This window comes from Micromonospora sp. SL4-19 (assembly GCF_047921475.1).
In the GTDB taxonomy this organism is placed as follows: domain Bacteria; phylum Actinomycetota; class Actinomycetes; order Mycobacteriales; family Micromonosporaceae; genus Micromonospora.
In genome coordinates this window covers 473252-490753 of sequence record NZ_JBLROB010000001.1, presented here as the reverse complement: position 1 = coordinate 490753, position 17502 = coordinate 473252, and the positions used below count along the sequence as shown (strand labels likewise).

The window sequence follows — 17502 nt, the reverse complement described above, 5'->3', positions numbered from 1 at the left end:
GCGGACCGACCGCAGGCCGGTGCCGACGGGCTCGTCGACCGGTTCGCCGCGCCGGGCGGCAGCCCGGCGGCCGGGCGCCGGAACGGGCGTGGTCGCCCGGGCGCCGAGCGCGTTGACCAGCGCCGCGCAGCCGGCATCGCAGGATCGGACGGCGGCGACCGCCTGTCGTACGGTCTCGGCGACGGCAGCGGTGAGGGCCCGGTTGACGCTCGCCCGGCGGGGCGTCTCGGCGATCGCGACGCGCAGTGCGGTCACCGCGTCGTTGATGGTGTCGGCGTCGGCGACGCCCTCGTTCGCCAGGTGCGCGGCGACGGCGTCCGCGGCGACCGCGACGTCGCGACCGCGGGCCACCGTGCCGCTGAGCATCCCGGGCTCCGGCAGCGCGTCGAGGACGGCCAGGGAGATCGGCTCGGCCGGGTCCGGGTAGGCCCGGAGGGCGGCCGGGTAGAGCTCGCGGAGCACCTCGCGAAGCGCCACGGCAGCGGAGTGCCGCCCGCTGGCCAGCGCGGCGTGCGCGGCGAGGACCTGCTTGTAGCCCGCCAGGTCGCGGGGTGCCGGCAGGGTGACCGCGGAGAGGGCGCCGGCCTGCAGCGCCCGAGCCAGCCCGACCGCCCGGCGCTCGGCCGGCGGGGACTGCATCTCCTCCAGCGAGTCGTCGTCGGCGAACCGCTCGGCGAAGTCGTCGACCAGGTCGTCGTCCGCCACCGCCAGCGGCCGGCCGGCCGCGCTGAGCAGCGAGGTGACCGTGTGGTCGTCACTGTCGGCAGCGATCGCCGCGCCGCTCGGCCCGCCCGACCGCTCCACGAGCAGCGCGACCAGCTGGGCGTAGCCAGCGGGGTCGTCGCCGATCTCGTAGACATGCAGCAGACGGCCTGCGTCGTCGACCACAGCGGACGTCAGCGTCGATCCGGCCGAAGCCGGCCCGTCGGCCGGATCCGCCGAGGCCAGACCGCAGTACACGCGCACGAGCGCCACGGCGTCGTCCTCCTCCCGGGAGACAGGGCTTTCTGCCAGAGACTGATGCTCCCCGCTCCGGGTCAGTCGCGCCAGTCCACAACAGCAGAGATCTTGCCGACAATGGTGCGCCAACCCAAACTTGCGGTTTGTGCCCCGATTTTCCTCAGCCGGCGCCGACCCAGGAAACCACCGATTCCGCCGTTGACGGTCGCCCGCAGCGCCTCGTCCAGGTCGTCCAGGCTCGAGCCTGCGGAGAGCATGTCGAGCACGCCCGGTAGCCGCAGCGCGTACGCCAGGTCACGGGCGATCTCGCCGGCCTCGATCAGGAGCGTGGGATCCCACGCGTCGTGGCCGCCGCGGAGGTTCTCCACCACGAGGTCGAGCTCGTAGGCGTCCTCGTCCAGCGGGGCGATGTCGCCCGGTTCAACCCGTTCGGACAGTTCACTCCAGCTGTCCAGTTGAGACAGGTCGTTCGGCGCGCCGGACCGGACGAAACTGACCAGCGACTCGGGGGTCTTGAACAGCAGCAGCTTGCCACGGTGGGTGAGGAAGGCCGGGACCTCCTCGTCGCCCGCGTCCTCGTCCGCCTCGTCCTCGTCCTCGTCCTCGCTCGCGTCCTCGTCCTCGTCTTCATCCTGCTCGAGGTCCTCGTCCGCCGCCTCGGCGCCGCGGCGCTTGCGGCCCTTCGGCCGCTCGTCCTCGTCCTCCTCCTCGGCGGAGAGGGCGGCGAACTCCTCGTCGAGGATCACCACCTCCTCGTCGTCCTCGCTCTCGACGACCTGGCGACGGGCCAGGAAGGGGTCTTCCTGGTCGCGCTCGGCGACGTCGGTCGGGGTGAGCTCCCGGGCCGGCCGGTACGCCCGCAGGGTGAAGCCGGTGCCGGCGGGCAGGGCGATCTCCACCGGGTCGATCCGAAGCTCCTCCCAGAGCGAGCGGTCCGCCGTCGAGCGGTCGACCTCGACCTCGTCTTCAGCGGCCGACGCGGTGGTGTCGTCGAGCTCGGGCTCGTCGGCGTCGGGCCGTTGGGGCGACTGGCGGACCACGCTGACCTCCGTGTGCTTCGGGTTGCCCACCCGGCGACGCCTCCGGTCGCCGAGTGACTCTGCGCACATACCCTAGTGGGCGTCCGGGTGCGGCCGGGAATGCACCCCGGTGGCGTCCCGGCCGGCCGACAAGTAGGCTTTCTACGCATGAAGGCCCAGGCGCTGCACGGACACCTGGACGCGCTGCTGCTGGCGGTGCTGGAACAGGGCGCCCAGCACGGCTACGCGATCATCGAGGCGCTCCGGGCGCGCAGCGGCGGCACTCTGGACCTGCCCACCGGCACCGTCTACCCGGCGCTGCGCCGCCTGGAGCGCGCGGGCTACGTGGCAAGTTCGTGGAGCACGGTCAACGGCCGGGAACGGCGCACCTACCAGCTCACCGAGGCCGGTGGCCGCGCGCTCGCCGGTGAGCGGGCCGGCTGGCGCGAGTTCAGCGCGACAGTGGGCCGCTTCCTCGGCGCCGACGAGCCGCCCTCCGCGCCCGCCTGACGGCATCCGCCCCACGGGCCCGCGGTTGGGCCGGGCGCGCTCACCGGCCGGGTCGGGCGTCAGCAAGTGGCCAGCAGCCAGCATCGGCTCGCTCGGGCGAGCGCGAACCACGCGGCGCTGACCAGCACCCCGCCGATGATCATGGGCGGCCAGGCCAGAGCCGCGTCCCACAGGCCGACCGACCAGCCGAACAGGGCGCTGCCGGCGAGCGCACCGGCCGCCAGCCCACCGATCAGCCCGAAGCCCGCCGCGCTCGCCAGTCGGGTGAGCCGGGACGACCCGTACCGCGCGGCCAGGACGCCGAGCAGCAGCCCGGCCAGCGCCAGCCCGGCGACCAGGGCCCAGATCCCGTTCAGCGAGGCGGAGAGGAGCAGGTAGCCCTCCGGCGGCCGGGGGCCGTTGCTCCAGCTCGACCCGCGCCAGGTCAGGTCGCCGCCGGCCATCAGCACCACCGCCACCGCCAGCGCCCGCAGCGCCAGCCCGCGCAGCGCCCCCGCCGCCAGCTCGGCCTGGTAGCCGGGGACCAGCTGGGCCGGGCTGCCGAACTCGGCCACCGCCCGCCGCTCGGCCTCCGCCGGCGCCAGGCCCGCCTCCCGGTACGCCTCGACGGCGTCCAGCAACCCGTGCCGCGCCTCGGTCAGTAGGTCGGCCTTGAGGCGGGCCGGTCCGCGCAGCTGGCCGGCCAGCTCACCCAGCCGCTCCTCCATGAGCACGTCCTGGTACCCCCGCATGCGACCCACCCTGCCATCCGGTGGCATCGGCCGCGTCCGGGGATTTCCCGGACGTCGCCGGTCAGGGGGCCAGGGCCAGATAGCCGCGCTCGGCCGCCGCCTGGAGCAGCCACTGCTCGCGGTACCAGCCCGGCTGCGCCACCAGCTCGTCGTGCCGGCCGCGTTGCACCACCCGGCCGGCGTCGAGCACCACGATCTCGTCGAGCCCGGCCAGGCCGCTGAGCCGGTGGCTGATCAGCAGGACGGAGTGGTCGATCGGGGTGGCGGCCAGCACCGAGGCGAGCACGGCGTCCGCCGCGGCCGGGTCGAGCCCCTCGGTCGGTTCGTCCAGCACGAGCACCGCCGGGGCGGCCAGCAGCGCCCGGGCCAGCGCGAGGCGCTGCCGCTGGCCGCCGGAGAGCTGCCCACCCTGCTCGCCGACCACGGTGTCCCAGCCGTCGGGCTGGGCGCGTACCCAGTCCAGCAGGCCGGCCGCCCGGACTGCGACGGTCAGCTCCTCCTCGCCGGCGCGCGGCCGGCCCAGCAGCAGGTTCTCCCGTACCGAGGCGTGGAAGACGTACGCCTCGGCGAGCAGGCCGCCGACCAGCCGGGGCAGCTCCTCGGCCGGGTACGCGGACACGTCCACGCCGTCCAGGGTCGCCCGACCGGTGTCGGGGCGTACCGCGCCGGTGAGCACGGCGGCCAGGGTGCTCTTGCCGGCGCCGCTCGGCCCGACCACGGCCACCCGGCGACCGGCGGGCAGGTCCAGGTCGACACCGTCCAGCGCGGGTGCCGCCCCCTCCCGGTAGCGCACGGTCACCCCGGCGAACCGCACGTCGTGCCCGGTCACGGCCTCCCCGCCGAGCGGACCCCGACCGGCGGCCGGTGCCGGCTCTCCGGCGGTGAGCAGGGCGGCCACCCGGGTCAGGCCGGCCCGGAGCTGGGTCCGCTGCCGGGCGGCCCCGACCAGGGCGAGGGCGATCTCGACGGCGGCCAGGGCGCCGACGGCCAGGACGCCGACCAAAACCCCACCGACGCCCGCGCGCAACGCCACCACGACCACGGCGGCGGCGGTGAGCCCGCCGACCAGCACCCCGGTCGCGTCGACCGCGAAGCCGGTCGCGGCGAGCCGGCGCTCCAGCCGGGCGAGCCGCCGGGCCCGCTGCTCGGCAGCAGCCAGCGCGGTGGCGGTGGCGCCGAACGCGGCCAGGTCGGCGGCGCCGTGGGTCAGGTCGACCGCGTCCACGGCGAGCGCCCCGCGCAGCGGGGCCACCTGGTCGGCGGCGCGCCGGGTGAGCGCGGTGGCCAGCGCGGGCAGCCCCGCCCCCGCCACCAGCAGCCCGACGGCGAGCACCCCGGCCGCCGGTAGCGAGATCAGTGCGGCACCCCCGACGGCGATCAGGCTCACCAGCGCGGCCGCCGCTCCCGGTACGAGCACCCGGAGCAGCAGGTCCTGCACGGCCTCGACATCGGAGACGAGCCGGCTCAACGCGTCGCCGGTCCGCTGGGCGGCGGTGTCCCGCCGGGCGGCGAGGGTGCCGAAGACCCGGGCCCGTACGTCGGTGATCATGCGGAGCACCGCGTCGTGGCCGGCGAGCCGTTCGGTGTAGCGGAATACGCCCCGGCTGACGGCGAGGGCCCGGACCGCGACGATGGCCACGGTCAACCGGTCCAGCGTCGGCCGGCCGGCGGCGGTCATCAGCAGCCAGGTGGCGGTGGCCATCAGGGCCAGCCCGGCGAACTCGGTGGCCGCGGCGAGCAGCCCGGCTCCCACCAGCCGGCCCAGATACGGCCGCGCCAGCCGCAGCACGGCCCGCTCGGCGCGTGGCCCGCGCCGACGACCGGCGACAACGACGGCCGGCCCGCCCGACGCCAGCTCGACCGGGGCCGGCTCGGCGGCGGTCGGCACGCCAGGGTCGCGACCGGCGGGGGTCACCCCGTCCCGGGAGACGCCGCCCGGTACGGCACGCCCCGGCTGGTCGGGGCGCTCGGGCAGGGCCGGCCCGCCGTTCATCGCGCCACCTTTCCGGCCGGCACCGCGCTCAGCTCGGTCACCCGGCCGTCCTCGACCCGCAGGATCCGGTCGGCGTCCGCCAGCAACGCCGGCCGGTGGGCCACCAGCAGCGCGGTACGCCCGGCGACCAGCCGCCGGGTGGCGGCCAGCACGATCGCCTCGCTGGCGGTGTCCAGCCGGGCGGTCGGCTCGTCGAGGAGCACCAGCGGGGCGTCCCGGAGGAACGCCCGGGCCAGCGCCACGCGCTGGCGCTGCCCGCTGGACAGGCCGTGCCCGCGTTCGCCCAGCATGGTGGCCAGCCCGTCGGGCAGGGCGGCGACCACCTCGTCCAGCGCCGCGTCGGTGACCGCGCCGGTGAGCGCGGCGTCGGGGGCGTCGGGCGCGCCGAGGCGGATGTTGTCGGCCAGCGAGCCGGCGAAGAGGTGGGCCCGCTGCGGCACCCAGGCGACCTGGCGCCGCCAGTCGTCGAGGTCGACGTCGGCGAGATCCACTCCGTCGACGGTGACCCGGCCGGCGGTCGGGGTGACGAAGCCGAGCAGCAGGCCGAGCAGGGTGCTCTTGCCGGCGCCGCTGGGCCCGATGACGGCGACCCGCTCGCCGGGCCGGATGGCGAGGGTGACGTCCCGCAGCGCCGTGGTCCGCTCGTATTCGACGGTGACGCCCTCGAAGCGGATCTCGCCGCGGCCGTCCGGCGCCGGCAGCCGTCCACCTGTCGGTGCGGCGGCCTCCGGTGCGGCGGCTTCCGGTGCGGCGGAGACGGTGAGCGCCTCGTCCAGCGCGGTGAGCCCCTCCATGCTGGCGTGGAACCGGCTGCCCGCCGCCCGCAGCGGCAGGTACGCCTCGGGCGTGAGCAGCAGCACCAGCAGCGCGGTGGAGAGGGTGATCCCGCCGCCCAGCAGCCGGATGCCCACCGGCACCGCGACCAGCGCCACCGAGAGGGTGGCGACCAGCTCGAGGACCAGCGCGGAGAGGAACGCGATCCGCAACGTCTTCATGGTGGCCTGGCGGTGCCCGTCGGCCATCCGGCGTACCACGTCGACCTGGGCCCGGGCCCGGCCGAACGCGCGCAGCGTGGGCAGCCCGGCGACCATGTCGAGGAAGTGCCCACCGAGCAGCGACAGCCGGCGCCACTGCCGCTCGGTGGCGGCCTGCGCCTGCCAGCCGAGCAGCGCGCCGAAGACCGGGATGAGCGGAAGGGTCAGCGCGATGATCAGCGCCGAGCTCCAGTCGGCGAACACGATCCGGGCCAGCACGGCCAGCGGCACGGTCACGCTCAGCACGAGCTGCGGCAGGTAGCCGGTGAAGTAGGGGTCGAGCGCGTCCAGGCCACGCCCGGCGAGGGTGGCGAGCTGCCCGGCCCGCTGCCCGGCGACCCAGGTGGGGCCGTGCCGGCCGACCGCGCGGAGCAGGTCGGCGCGGAGCGTCGCCTTCACCGTCGCCGCCGCCCGGGCCGCCACCGTGCCCTGCGCCCAGCTCACCAGCGCCCGAGCGGCCACCGCCGCCACGAGACCCGCCAGTGCCGGCCGGTGCAACCGCCCGTCGACCGCCGTCGCCAGCAGTGTGGCCAGCGCGGTGGCCTGCGCGACAACGAGCAGCGCGGTCAGCCCGCCCAGCACCGCGAGCACGACGAGGTCGCGCCGGGCCGCGGGGACCCGGCGCAGCAGTCGCGGGTCGAACGGGCGGCGGTTCACCAGTACACCGGTGCCCTGCCGTCGGTCCGTCCCCGGAACACCCACCAGCACATCGCCTGAAAGCCTAATAGGGCAGGTAGGAGCGGCAGCGCGAGCCAGCCCAGCAGGGACAGCGTCGGCCCGCTCGCCGCCGCGTCGGCGACGGACAGCGAGGCGCCCGGGTCGACCGTGGAGACCAGCACCCGGGGCCAGAGGGCCGCCCCGACCAGCGCCACCGGCAGCGCCAGCGCCGCGCTGGTCGCCGCGAAGGCCACCCCGGGCCGACCCCGGCCGAGCGCGGCGCGGGCCGCCAGCAGCGCCGCGACCAGCACCACCGGCAGGAGTACGGCGAGCGCTGGCCGCGCCACGGCGGCGCGTACCCGGTCGGAGAGCAGGCCCAGCACGGTGGCCGCGGCGACCGCGGCGAGCGCCGTGGGCACCAGCCGCCGGGCCAGCCGGGCGACCGACGAGGCGTCGGCGGCCGGCAGCCGGAGGGTGAGGAACGTCGCACCCTGCACGGCGACCAGCGCCAGCATCGCCAGCGCGGTGGTGGCCACGAACGGGGTGAAGAGGTGGCCCACCCCGGCGACGTGCCCGTCGGCCCGCAGTGGCACGCCCTGCAGCAGCCCGCCGAGCAGGGCGCCCCAGCCGAGGGCGGCGAGCGCGCTGCCGGCCACCACCACCCGGTCCCAGGCGGCGCGGGCGGACTCCGCGCGCGGCCGGCTGCGCAGTTGCACCCCGGCGGTCACCAGCACCACCCCGGCGAGCGCGCCGAGGACGGCCGGGTAGTAGCCGGAGAGCAGTTCGCCCTCCAGCACGGGAAAGGCGCCGAAGAGGATGCCGACGGCGGCCACCAGCCAGACCTCGTTGCCGAGGAAGAACGGCCCGACGGCATTGAGCGCGGCCCGCCGGGCTTCACGGGTGCCGCCGCGGGCGAGCAGCAGCCCGACGCCGTAGTCGTAGCCGCCGAGCACCAGGTAGGTGGCGAAGAAGAGGCCGAGCAGGGCGTACCAGGCGAGTTCCACGGCAGGCTCCTCAGGCGAACACGGTGTGCGGGCGGGAATCGGTGTCGGGCGCGGGCGGGCGGCCGAGCGCGGGGTCGTGCGCGCCCCGGGCGGCGTGCCGGGCCAGCAGCACCCAGTTGGTCACGGCGAGGGTGCCGAGCAGCAGCGTGAAGCCGATCAGCGAGGTGAGCATCAGCCCGGTGCCGACCGGCGAGACGGCCTGACCGGTCGGCAGCAGCCCGTACGCGACCCAGGGCTGGCGACCCACCTCGCGGGCGATCCAGCCGAGGATCACCGCGACGAAGGGCAGCGGCAGGGCGAGCAGGATCAGCCAGAGCGGGAACCGCAGGCGGATGAGCCAGTCCCGCCAGAGCAGCGGCACCAGCAGGATGCCGAAGAAGAGCGTCATCCCGATGAGGATCATGAAGCCGAGGCCGACGTTGGACAGCGCCGGCGGGGTGTAGTCGCCAGGGCCGAACCGCGCCGTCCACTCGGCGATCAGTGCGTCCTGGTCCGGGCCGCCGCCGAACTTGGTGGGCTGGAGCGCCCCGACCGGGCCGAACTGGGCGAAGCCGAACCCGATGAGGAAGACCACCGCGACCGCGAAGGTGAGCAGCCCGAGTCGCAGGGACTTCCGGAAGAGGGCGAAGTCGGGGGTACGCCGGATCAGGTGCCAGGCGCTGACCGCCGCCATCAGCATCCCGCCGGTGACCAGGCTCGCCGACACCACGTGCCCGAGGGCGAAGCCGAGGGTGGGGTTGGTGAGCAGCGCGCCGAAGTCGGTGAGGTGGGCGACGCCGTCGCGCAGCTCGTAGCCGACCGGGTGCTGGAGCCACGCGTTCGCCACCATGACCCAGAACGCCGAGGCGTACGCGGTGACTGCGACGCCCCAGAGCAGCGCGAGGTGGACGCCGCGGCGCAGCCGGTGCCAGCCGAAGATCCACATGCCGAGGAACGTGGACTCCAGGAAGAAGGCGACCAGCGTCTCCATGGCCAGCGGCGCGCCGAAGACGTTGCCGACGTACCGCGACAGGCCGCTCCAGTTCAGCCCGAACTGGAACTCCATCACGATGCCGGTGGCGATGCCGAGCACATAGTTGATCACGTAGAGCTGGCCCCAGAAGCGGGTCAGCCGCTCGTACACCGGCTTGCCGGTGACGAAGCCGGCCGTCTGCAACCCGACCAGCAGGGTGACCAGGCCGAGGGTGACCACCACGAAGAGGAAGTGGATCGAGGTGGTGGTGGCGAACTGCAGGCGGGCGAGGAGCAGAGAATCCATGGCCGTTCTCCAACGGTTGGCTCGCTTTTCGTAGACAGCCTACCTGTAGTCTGTCTACCTGTCCGCCCCGCCCGGGCCGGTCGCCGGGAACGGAGTCAGTTCAGGAAGAGGGAGATCGGCAGGGCGACCAGGGTGGTCGCGACGGTCAGCGCGACCGCGCCGAGCAGCCGGGGCGTCCGGTCCGGGACCAGCAGCCGCTGCACGCGTACGTCGAGGTCGCGGTCGCCGATGCCGAGCGCGCCGGCCGGCGTGACCCGGTGTCCGGCGGCGGCGAATCGACGCAGCGCCCCGGCCAGCGGCTCCTCGGCGTGCAGCTCGCGGGCCTTGTCGTCGGCGCGCATCTCGACCAGCAACGCCACCCGCTCGTGCGCGGCCCGGACCCAACGGAACCAGGGCAGCGCCCGGCACAGCGCGGTGAACGGCAGCAGCACCAGGTCGTGCCGCTCCTCGGCGTGTGCCCGCTCGTGGGTGAGCACAGCCGCCAGCTCGGCCCGGTCCAGCAGGTTGAGCGTGCCGGCGCTGACCACCACCCGGGGCTTCACCCCCGGCAGGCAGTACGCCGCGGCGCTCGGATGGTCCAGCACCAGTGCGCCGGGAACGGTGGGGTCCCGGCGGGCGACCAGGCTGAGCAGCTCGCGGTGCCGGCGCTGGGCGCGGATCGTGGCGTGGACGCTGCGGACCGTCGTGGTGAGCAGCACCGCGCCGATGCCGAAGCCGACCCCGACCAGGCCGAGGTGGACCGCCTCGACCCCGGCCGGCAGGGTGCCGTGGGCCAGGTCGGTGGCGAGAGCCAGCAGCGCGCTCCCGGTCGGCCGGTCGTACGCGGCCAGGCCGAGCGCCATCGGCAGGCCCATCGCGGAGAGGCCGAGCGCCAGCCCGACCGCCTGCCAGCAGACGATCGCCACGCGCGGAGCACGCCAGGTCCACGTCGAGGCCGCGAAGACCTGCGCGGTCAGCCAGCAGGCCAGGATGGCCACGGCGAAGTGCACGGCGTAGGCCACGGCCGCCGCCCTACCGGTCCGTCGCCTCGTCGGCCAGCGTCGGCCGCCCGGCCCGCGGGTCGTCGACCCGGTCCGTCAGCCCGGCCTCGGCGCTCAGCGCCGCGCGCAGCACCTCCGCCTCGGTGCCGGTCACCGAACGGGCGAAGCGCACCAGTGCGGCGTCCCGGCTGCCGCCGAGGTCGAGGGCGTCGAGCATGAGCTGGGCGATGTGCGCCTCGCGGCTGGCCGCGGCCCGGTAGCGCCAGGCCCGTCCCTCCCGCCGACGCTGCACCATGCCCTTGCCGGCGAGCCGGTCCAGCACGGTCATCACCGTCGTGTACGCCAGATCCCGCCCGTCCAGGGCGTCGGCCACCTCGCGCACGGTCACCCCGTCGGACGCGCCCGGGTCCATGTCCCAGAGCACGTCCATCACCGCACGTTCGAGATCACCCAGCCGAGTCACGCCCTAATCCTACCCCCCGTAGTAGATCCCATCCGCCCCGCACCCAGGCACGTGAGGGCGCTCTTTCATGGAAAGAGTGGCCATCCGCCGCGCGGAGACCACTCTTTCCGTGAACTTTGCGGATCATGAGGGAGGCCAACCACCCCGCCGACCGAGGACCCGACGCTGGGCATCAGCATCGAGCCGGAACCGCTCGACGGACGGTGCCCACCGAGGGTTTCCGGGGGAGCCCGCCCGCGGAGGGATCAAGCCTGACCGCCCGGAGCGGGGTGGGGTCCCCCGGAAACCCCACAAGCGCTAGACGCCCTTCGGATGCCAGACGGTCTTGGTCTCCAGGAGGACGGTCATCCGGGTGATGCCGGGGTCGGCGAACCAGTCGTGGTCGGCCGGGGCCGGCCGGAGCACCCGCTTGAGGTTCTCCGCCGCCTTGACCTCGAGGTCCGCCGCCAGCTCGGCGTCGGTGACCCCGGTCAGGTCGATCGCGTTCACGTCCATGTGCGCGGCCAGCGTCGGCACCGTCTCGGTGATCCGGCCGGTCAGGATGTTGACCACCCCGCCCGGCAGGTCGGAGGTGGCCAGCACCTCGGCCAGGGTCACCGCGGCGAGCGGGGCGTCCGGGGAAGCCGCCACCACCACGGTGTTGCCGGTCACGATCGCCGGGGCGATCACGCTGACCAGACCGAGCAGCGCCGGCGCCTCGGGGGCCACCACGGCCACCACGCCGGTCGGCTCGGGCGCCGACAGGTTGAAGTACGGCCCGGCCACCGGGTTCGCGCCGCCGTACACCTGGGGGAGCTTGTCGGACCAGCCAGCGTACCAGACCCAGCGGTCGATCGCCGCGTCGACCTCGGCGGCCGGCACGCCGAGCGCGACGAACTGCTCGCGGCGGCCCTCCAGCATCTCGGCGACCCGGTAGAGGATCTGCCCCCGGTTGTACGCGGTCGCCCCGGCCCAGCCCTTCACGGCGCTCCTGGCGGCGAGGACGGCGTCGCGCGCGTCCTTGCGCGAGGCCAGTACGACGTTGGAGTCCTGCACGAGATACGACCGTCCCGACTCGCTGCGCGGGAACTTCCCGCCGATGAAGAGCTTGTACGTCTTGCGTACCGCGACCCGCTCAGACATTGAGGTACGCCTCCAGCCCGTGCCGACCGCCCTCGCGGCCGTAGCCCGACTCCTTGTAGCCGCCGAACGGCGAGGTGGGGTCGAACTTGTTGAACGTGTTGGCCCAGACCACGCCGGCGCGGAGCCGGTCGGCCATCCACAGGATCCGGGAACCCTTGTCGGTCCAGATCCCGGCCGACAGCCCGTACGGCGTGTTGTTCGCCTTCTCCACCGCCTCGGCCGGGGTGCGGAAGGTCAGCACAGACAGCACCGGGCCGAAGATCTCCTCGCGGGCGATCCGGTGCGCCTGGGTGACCCCGGTGAAGATGGTCGGCGCGAACCAGAAGCCGCGCTCGGGCAGCTCGCAGGCCGGCGACCAGCGCTCGGCGCCCTCGGCGGCCCCGGCCTCGGAGAGCTCGCGGATCCGGGCGAGCTGGGCGGCCGAGTTGATCGCGCCGATGTCGGTGTTCTTGTCCAGCGGGTCGCCGACCCGCAGCTGGGCCATCCGGCGCTTCAGCGACTCCAGCACGACGTCGGCGACCGACTCCTGGACCAGCAGTCGGGAGCCGGCGCAGCAGACGTGCCCCTGGTTGAAGAAGATGCCGTTGACGATCCCCTCGACCGCCTGGTCGACCGGGGCGTCGTCGAAGACGATGTTGGCGGCCTTGCCGCCCAGCTCGAGGGTGAGCTTCTTGCGGGTGCCGGCGATCGAGCGGGCGATGGCCCGGCCGACGTCGGTGGAGCCGGTGAAGGCCACCTTGTCCACGCCCGGGTGCTCGACCAGCGCCCGGCCGGTGTCGCCGGCGCCGGTGACGATGTTGACCACGCCGGCCGGCAGGTCGGCCTGCTGGCAGATCTCGGCGAAGGCCAGCGCGGTCAGCGGAGTGGTCTCGGCCGGCTTCAGCACCACGGTGTTGCCGGCCGCGAGGGCCGGGGCGATCTTCCACGCCAGCATCAGCAGCGGGAAGTTCCACGGGATGACCTGCGCGGCCACCCCCAGCGGCTGCGGGTCCGGCCCGAAGCCCGCGTGCGGCAGCTTGTCGGCCCAGCCGGCGTAGTAGAAGAAGTGCGCGGCGACCAGCGGCAGGTCGACGTCCCGGGACTCCTTGATCGGCTTGCCGTTGTCCAGCGACTCCAGCACGGCCAGCTCGCGCGAGCGCTCCTGGATGATCCGGGCGATCCGGAACAGGTACTTGGCCCGGTCGCGGCCCGGCATCGGGCCCCAGACCTTCTGGTACGCCTTGCGAGCCGCGCGGACCGCGCGGTCCACGTCCTGCGAGCCGGCTTCCGCGATCTCGGCGAGGACCTCCTCGGAGGCCGGGTTGATCGACTTGAAGCTGCCGCCGTCGGTCGGGTCGACGAACTTCCCGTCGACGAAGAGCCCGTATGAGGGCTTGATGTCCACCACCGAGCGGGACTCGGGGGCGGGGGCGTATTCGAACATCGGCACTCAGTCCAGGGTGAAGTAGTCGGGACCGGAGTAGACGCCGGTCTTCAGCTTGGTGCGCTGCATGAGCAGGTCGTTCAGCAGGCTGGACGCGCCGAACCGGAACCAGTCCGGGTCGAGCCAGTCGGCGCCCACGGTCTCGTTGACCATGACCAGGTACTTGATCGCGTCCTTGGTGGTCTTGATGCCGCCGGCCGGCTTCACGCCGACCTGTCGCCCGGTGGCGGCGCGGAAGTCCCGGACCGCCTCCAGCATCACCAGGGTCACCGGCATGGTGGCCGCGACCGGGACCTTGCCGGTGGAGGTCTTGATGAAGTCGCCGCCGGCCAGCATGGCCAGCCAGGAGGCCCGCCGCACGTTGTCGTACGTGACCAGCTCGCCGGTCTCCAGGATCACCTTGAGGTGGGCGTCACCGCAGGCCTCCTTGGTGGCCACGATCTCGTCGTAGACCTCCTTGTAGCGGCCGGCCAGGAACGCGCCCCGGTTGATCACCATGTCGATCTCGTCGGCGCCGGCCTCGACGGCCGCCCGGGTGTCGGCAAGCTTGATCTCCAGCGGCGCCTGGCCGGACGGGAAGGCGGTCGCCACGCTGGCCAGGTGCACGCCGGAACCGCGCAGCACCTCGGCCACGTACGGGACCATGGCGGGGTAGACACAGACCGCGCCGACGTGCGGGCAGGCCGGGTCGGCCGGGTCGGGCCGCAGCGCCTTGGTGGCGAGCGCCCGCACCTTGCCGGGGGTGTCGGCCCCCTCGAGGGTGGTCAGGTCGACCATTCGGATCGCCAGGTCGATCGCCTGGGCCTTGGCAGTGGTCTTGATGGAGCGGGTGCCGAGTTGTGCCGCCCGCTGCTCCGCGCCGACCTGATCCACGCCCGGCAGGCCGTGCAGGAAGGTCCGCAGAGCGGTATCAGATCGTCCCAGGTCGGAGAGGTCCGACCGGGCCGACGTTGCTGTCGACGTCATGGCGAGAATAGTACGCATCCCGATTAGGTGTGATTTCGATCACGCCACCCCCGCGCCGGGGCCGCACGTGAGCGGCGTCGCTGGTCACCCCGCACCTGTACTGCGATGGCAGCCGGACCGGTAGGTTGAGCGATCGTGGACGTACACGTCATTGACCACCCGCTCGCCCAGTCGCGGCTGACCGCCATGCGGGACGCCCGGACCGACTCCGCGTCGTTCCGGGCCGCGCTGCGCGAACTCACCACCATGCTGGTGTACGAGGCCGCGCGCTCCTTCCCCGTCGAGAAGTACCCGATCCAGACCCCGGTCACCGCGACCGAGGGCACCCGGCTGGCGAATCCGCCGCTGCTGGTGCCGGTGCTGCGGGCCGGTCTCGGCATGGCCGACGCCGCGCTCGGCCTGCTGCCCGAGTCGTCGATGGGCTTCGTCGGCCTGGCCCGGGACGAGGAGACGTACGAGCCGCGCGCGTACATGGAGTCGCTGCCCCGCGACCTGAGCGGCCTGCCGGTGCTGGTGCTCGACCCGATGCTGGCCACCGGCGGGTCGCTGGAGCACTGCTGCCGGCTGCTCGCCGACCGCGGCTGCACCGACATCACGGTGCTCTGCGTCCTCGCCGCGCCGGCCGGCATCGAGCGGCTGGAGCGCTCCGGCCTGCCGCTGCGCCTGGTCACCGCCTCGATCGACGAGGGCCTCAACGACCGGATGTTCATCGTCCCGGGCCTCGGCGACGCCGGCGACCGCCAGTTCGGCGGCATGCCCCGCTTCTGACCCGCCCCGTCGACCCCGACCCCCGTCCGCCCGTCGCCGGAGCGCAGATTCACGGGAAGCGGGGCCCGTTCCGCACCGAACGGGCCCTGATTCCGTGAATCCGTGGGGCGGCCGGGGATGCGTGGGCGAGTCCGCGCGCCGGGGTGCGGCGAGAGGCTACCGTCTCCGGCCATGACTGGTGTTGCGCTCGCCGAAGAGCTGCTGCTCCTCGCCTACGACGACGAAACCGGCAAGGCGGTCATGCCCCGGATCAGCCTGGACCTCGGGATGGCCGCAGCGGTGCTGGTCGAGCTGGCCCTGGCCGGCCGGATCGCGTACTCCGAGGGCTTCCTGGCGGTGGTCGACCCGGCCCCGACCGGCGAGCCGATCGCCGACGAGGTCCTCGCCCGGATCGCCGCCGACACCCCGCACACCCCGTCGTCCTGGGTGCAGCGGCTGCGGCACGGCCTGCGCGACCGGATCCTCGGCGACCTGTGCGGCCGGGGCGTGGTGCGGGACGTCGACGAGACCGAGCTGGGCTTCATCCACGTGCACCGGTACCCGGTGGCGGACGCTTCGGTGGAGGCGGACATCCGCCGCCGGCTGACCGCCGCGCTGGCCGCCGGCCAGCTTCCCGACGAGCGGACCGCGGCGCTGGCCACCCTGGTGGCGGTGCTGCGGATGGAACCGACGCTCGGCCTGGCCGGCGAGGAGACCCGGGACGCCCGCCGCCGGCTGGAGGCGATCGCCGGCGGTGCCGGCTTCTCCGGCAACGTGAGCCTGGACGACTCGGTGGTCCGCCCCTCCGTCAGCCTGGTGGTCGCCGCCCTCGCCCAGGCGGTCGACGCCGCCCTCGGCAGGCGCGAACCGTAAGGGCCTCCGCTCGGCGCCACCGCTGGCGCGCGGGCCCCCTGTCGACAACAGTCGCTGACAAGGGGCCCAGCTCGCCGCTACAGGCCGAGGGCGGTCGCGACCTCGGCGCGGAGGGCGGCCACGGCGGTCGCCGCGCGGGCGCGGGCCGCCGCCACGTCGCCGTCCGCGACCGGCTCCACCACCTCGAGGTACGCCTTGAGCTTCGGCTCGGTGCCGGACGGGCGGATCACCACCCGCGCCGCGTCAGTCCGCAGGATTACCACGTCCGCGCCGGGGAGCAGGTCGGACGCCTCGGTGACCGGGTGCCCGAGCAGGGTGTCCGGGGTGGCCGCCCGGATCCGGGCCATCGCGTCGGCGATCACTCGCAGGTCGTCCACCCGCACCGAGAGCTGGTCGGTGTGGTGTACGCCGAACTCGGCGGCCAGCTCGTCCAGCCGGTCGGTGAGCGTACGGCCCTGGGCCTTCAGGCCGGCGGCCAGCTCGGCGACGGTCAGCGCGGCGGTGATGCCGTCCTTGTCGCGGACGTGCTCCGGCGCGACGCAGTAGCCGAGCGCCTCCTCGTACCCGAACACCAGCGGCTGGGTCCCGCCACCGGCCCGGACGATCCACTTGAACCCGGTCAGCGTCTCGCCGTACGGCAGTTCCCGGGCCGTGCACATCGCCCGCAGCAGGGACGACGACACGATGGTGGTGCCGTACAGGCCGGTGACGCCGCGGCGCATCAGGTGGTCGGCGAGCAGTGCGCCCACCTCGTCCCCGCGCAGCATCCGCCACTCCCCGGCGCCGTCCGGGACGGCCACCGCGCAGCGGTCCGCGTCCGGGTCGTTGGCGATGGCCAGGTCCGCGCCGGTCGCGCCGGCCAGCGCGACCAGCTTGTCCACCGCGCCCGGCTCCTCGGGGTTGGGGAAGCTCACCGTCGGGAAGCTCGGGTCCGGTTCGGCCTGGTCGGGCACGACGCCGGGGGTCGCGAAGCCGGCCCGGGCGAAGGCGGCGGTCAGCACAGCGGCCCCCACCCCGTGCAACGGCGTGTACGCCACCTTCAGATCGCGCGGACCGGCCGGGTCGACCACCGCCGCGGCCCGGTCCACGTACGCGGCGACCAGGTCGTCGCCGAGCACCTCGCCGGCCGGGCCGAGCGGCACCCGCGTCAGCGGGCCGACCGACCGGATCGCGGCCTCGATGCCGGCGTCGGCCGGAGGCACGATCTGCGCCCCTGCACCGAGTTCCCCACCGAGCTGCGCACCGAGGTAGACCTTGTAGCCGTTGTCCTGCGGCGGGTTGTGGCTGGCGGTGACCATGACGCCGGCCACCGCGCCGAGGTGCCGCACCGCGTACGCCAGCACGGGCGTGGGCAGCGGGCGGGGCAGCAGCAGGGCCGGGCGACCCGCGCCCGTGGCGACCTGCGCGGTGCGCTCGGCGAAGGCCCGCGACCCGTATCGGGCGTCGTACCCGATCACCAGCGGGCCGGTGCCACCCTGGGCGGCGAGCCAGCCGACCAGCCCGGCGGCGGCCTGGGTGACCACCGCGAGGTTCATCCCGTTCGGGCCGGCGCGCAGCGGGCCGCGCAGCCCGGCGGTGCCGAACGTCAGCGGCCCGGCGAACCGGTCGGCCAACTCCGGCGCGCTGTCCGGCAGCGCGTCGAGGACCGTGCGCAGCTCGTCCCGGCTGGTGGGGTCGGGGTCGTCGTCGAGCCACCGCCGGGCCAGCTCGCGAAGTTCGTCAAGGTCAGTGGTATCCGCCGCCATTGCCCTTTGATAGCACG

Annotated in this window: 15 protein-coding genes and 1 pseudogene; 3 read left to right on the top strand and 13 right to left on the bottom strand. The window is 74.5% G+C overall.

The features are described from left to right. Window positions 1–23: 23 nt before the first annotated feature. Window positions 24–1014: pseudogene (locus ACNAVT_RS02165) on the bottom strand (transposase); the annotation flags it as partial. A gap of 23 nt (window positions 1015–1037) precedes the next feature. Beyond that, window positions 1038–2030 carry a DNA primase gene (locus ACNAVT_RS02160; protein ID WP_416292285.1) on the bottom strand — a complete coding sequence of 331 codons (993 nt, stop codon included), beginning with the start codon at window positions 2028–2030 and terminating at the stop codon, window positions 1038–1040. Window positions 2031–2147: 117 nt separating this feature from the next. On the opposite strand from ACNAVT_RS02160, the gene ACNAVT_RS02155 reads away from it, so the two are divergent. After that, window positions 2148–2489 (top strand): PadR family transcriptional regulator, encoded by a 342-nt coding sequence (locus ACNAVT_RS02155; protein ID WP_416292283.1) that lies wholly within the window; start codon window positions 2148–2150, stop codon window positions 2487–2489. Window positions 2490–2548: 59 nt separating this feature from the next. Here ACNAVT_RS02155 and ACNAVT_RS02150 read toward each other — a convergent pair whose 3' ends face one another. From ACNAVT_RS02150 to deoC, 10 genes are all read right to left on the bottom strand, one after another. Continuing rightward, a complete protein-coding gene (locus ACNAVT_RS02150; protein WP_416292281.1) occupies window positions 2549–3220 on the bottom strand; it encodes a permease prefix domain 1-containing protein in 672 nt (223 codons plus the stop codon). Window positions 3221–3281: 61 nt separating this feature from the next. After that, window positions 3282–5213, bottom strand: coding sequence for a thiol reductant ABC exporter subunit CydC (gene cydC, locus ACNAVT_RS02145; RefSeq protein ID WP_416292279.1), 1932 nt, complete (start codon window positions 5211–5213; stop codon window positions 3282–3284). Then, window positions 5210–6904 (bottom strand): thiol reductant ABC exporter subunit CydD, encoded by a 1695-nt coding sequence (gene cydD, locus ACNAVT_RS02140; RefSeq protein WP_416292277.1) that lies wholly within the window; start codon window positions 6902–6904, stop codon window positions 5210–5212. The genes cydC and cydD overlap by 4 nt, the downstream gene beginning before the upstream one ends. Beyond that, window positions 6901–7908 (bottom strand): cytochrome d ubiquinol oxidase subunit II, encoded by a 1008-nt coding sequence (locus tag ACNAVT_RS02135; protein ID WP_416292275.1) that lies wholly within the window; start codon window positions 7906–7908, stop codon window positions 6901–6903. The genes cydD and ACNAVT_RS02135 overlap by 4 nt, the downstream gene beginning before the upstream one ends. 10 nt (window positions 7909–7918) lie before the next feature. Continuing rightward, window positions 7919–9166 carry a cytochrome ubiquinol oxidase subunit I gene (locus tag ACNAVT_RS02130; protein WP_416292273.1) on the bottom strand — a complete coding sequence of 416 codons (1248 nt, stop codon included), beginning with the start codon at window positions 9164–9166 and terminating at the stop codon, window positions 7919–7921. Window positions 9167–9261: 95 nt separating this feature from the next. After that, window positions 9262–10167 carry a M56 family metallopeptidase gene (locus ACNAVT_RS02125; protein ID WP_416292271.1) on the bottom strand — a complete coding sequence of 302 codons (906 nt, stop codon included), beginning with the start codon at window positions 10165–10167 and terminating at the stop codon, window positions 9262–9264. A 10-nt stretch (window positions 10168–10177) separates the two neighbouring features. Further along, window positions 10178–10609: a BlaI/MecI/CopY family transcriptional regulator gene (locus ACNAVT_RS02120; protein ID WP_416292269.1), complete on the bottom strand. Its 432-nt coding sequence runs from the start codon at window positions 10607–10609 to the stop codon at window positions 10178–10180. A 297-nt stretch (window positions 10610–10906) separates the two neighbouring features. Continuing rightward, window positions 10907–11731, bottom strand: a complete 825-nt coding sequence (locus ACNAVT_RS02115; RefSeq protein WP_416292267.1) for an aldehyde dehydrogenase family protein — start codon at window positions 11729–11731, stop codon at window positions 10907–10909. Beyond that, complete coding sequence (locus ACNAVT_RS02110; protein WP_416292832.1) at window positions 11724–13154, bottom strand: aldehyde dehydrogenase family protein; 1431 nt, start codon at window positions 13152–13154, stop codon at window positions 11724–11726. The genes ACNAVT_RS02115 and ACNAVT_RS02110 overlap by 8 nt, the downstream gene beginning before the upstream one ends. 6 nt (window positions 13155–13160) lie before the next feature. Further along, window positions 13161–14120, bottom strand: coding sequence for a deoxyribose-phosphate aldolase (gene deoC, locus ACNAVT_RS02105; RefSeq protein WP_416292265.1), 960 nt, complete (start codon window positions 14118–14120; stop codon window positions 13161–13163). A 135-nt stretch (window positions 14121–14255) separates the two neighbouring features. Here deoC and upp point away from each other — a divergent pair, with 135 nt between their 5' ends. Together upp and ACNAVT_RS02095 are read left to right on the top strand one after the other, a co-directional pair. After that, the gene (upp, locus tag ACNAVT_RS02100; protein WP_416292263.1) at window positions 14256–14888 is read left to right on the top strand and encodes a uracil phosphoribosyltransferase; all 633 of its coding nucleotides are present in this window, start codon (window positions 14256–14258) and stop codon (window positions 14886–14888) included. A 171-nt stretch (window positions 14889–15059) separates the two neighbouring features. After that, the gene (locus ACNAVT_RS02095; protein ID WP_416292261.1) at window positions 15060–15740 is read left to right on the top strand and encodes a GOLPH3/VPS74 family protein; all 681 of its coding nucleotides are present in this window, start codon (window positions 15060–15062) and stop codon (window positions 15738–15740) included. Between the two features lie 77 nt (window positions 15741–15817). Here the strand turns inward: ACNAVT_RS02095 and ACNAVT_RS02090 are convergent, their stop codons facing one another. Continuing rightward, a complete protein-coding gene (locus tag ACNAVT_RS02090; protein ID WP_416292259.1) occupies window positions 15818–17485 on the bottom strand; it encodes a phospho-sugar mutase in 1668 nt (555 codons plus the stop codon). Between the last annotated feature and the right edge of the window lie 17 nt (window positions 17486–17502).

Excerpts from the sequence above, each read along its gene's own strand:
- ACNAVT_RS02115 (WP_416292267.1), bottom strand. The coding sequence starts at position 11,731 with ATGTCTGAGCGGGTCGCGGTACGCAAGACGTACAAGCTCTTCATCGGC.
- ACNAVT_RS02095 (WP_416292261.1), top strand. The coding sequence starts at position 15,060 with ATGACTGGTGTTGCGCTCGCCGAAGAGCTGCTGCTCCTCGCCTACGAC.
- cydC (WP_416292279.1), bottom strand. The coding sequence starts at position 5,213 with ATGAACGGCGGGCCGGCCCTGCCCGAGCGCCCCGACCAGCCGGGGCGT.
- ACNAVT_RS02155 (WP_416292283.1), top strand. The coding sequence starts at position 2,148 with ATGAAGGCCCAGGCGCTGCACGGACACCTGGACGCGCTGCTGCTGGCG.
- ACNAVT_RS02090 (WP_416292259.1), bottom strand. The coding sequence starts at position 17,485 with ATGGCGGCGGATACCACTGACCTTGACGAACTTCGCGAGCTGGCCCGG.
- deoC (WP_416292265.1), bottom strand. The coding sequence starts at position 14,120 with ATGACGTCGACAGCAACGTCGGCCCGGTCGGACCTCTCCGACCTGGGA.
- ACNAVT_RS02110 (WP_416292832.1), bottom strand. The coding sequence starts at position 13,154 with ATGTTCGAATACGCCCCCGCCCCCGAGTCCCGCTCGGTGGTGGACATC.
- ACNAVT_RS02130 (WP_416292273.1), bottom strand. The coding sequence starts at position 9,166 with ATGGATTCTCTGCTCCTCGCCCGCCTGCAGTTCGCCACCACCACCTCG.
- ACNAVT_RS02150 (WP_416292281.1), bottom strand. The coding sequence starts at position 3,220 with ATGCGGGGGTACCAGGACGTGCTCATGGAGGAGCGGCTGGGTGAGCTG.